Here is a 544-nt window from a genome sequence, read left to right as displayed (position 1 = left end):
TTTTATAGTTGAAAAAGAATTCCCTGGTTTCTCAATAGGCAAACATGAAGATAAATTAGGAATAAGAGCATCATCAACTACAGAACTTGTATTTGAAAACTGCATAGTTCCTAAAGAAAACATGCTTGGTAAAGAAGGAAGAGGCTTTGGTATTGCAATGAAAACTCTTGATGGAGGAAGAATTGGAGTAGCAGCTCAAGCTTTAGGAATTGCTGAAGGCGCACTTGAAGAAGCTACTAAATACATGAAAGAAAGAAAACAATTCGGAAAACCATTATCAGCATTCCAAGGTTTACAATGGATGGTTGCAGAACTTGATGTTAAAATCGAAGCTGCTAAACTTTTAGTTTATAAAGCAGCATTTAATAAAGATAATGGTCTACCTTACACAGTAGAAGCTGCTAGAGCAAAATTATTTGCATCTGAAACAGCAATGGAAGTTACAACTAAAGCCGTTCAAATTTTCGGTGGATATGGTTACACTAAAGAATATCCATTAGAAAGAATGATGAGAGATGCTAAAATAACTGAGATATATGAAGGA

Annotated in this window: 1 protein-coding gene; it reads left to right on the top strand. The window is 34.4% G+C overall.

The window, feature by feature from the left end:
- A partial coding sequence (locus KPL55_RS26970; RefSeq protein ID WP_281418920.1) for an acyl-CoA dehydrogenase family protein occupies positions 1-544 on the top strand: 544 nt, incomplete at both ends.

The organism is Clostridium lacusfryxellense (genome assembly GCF_018861735.1).
In the GTDB taxonomy this organism is placed as follows: Bacteria; Bacillota; Clostridia; order Clostridiales; family Clostridiaceae; genus Clostridium_AD; species Clostridium_AD lacusfryxellense.
Note: the sequence above shows the minus strand (reverse complement) of the source record. Positions and strands in the feature narration are given on the sequence as shown.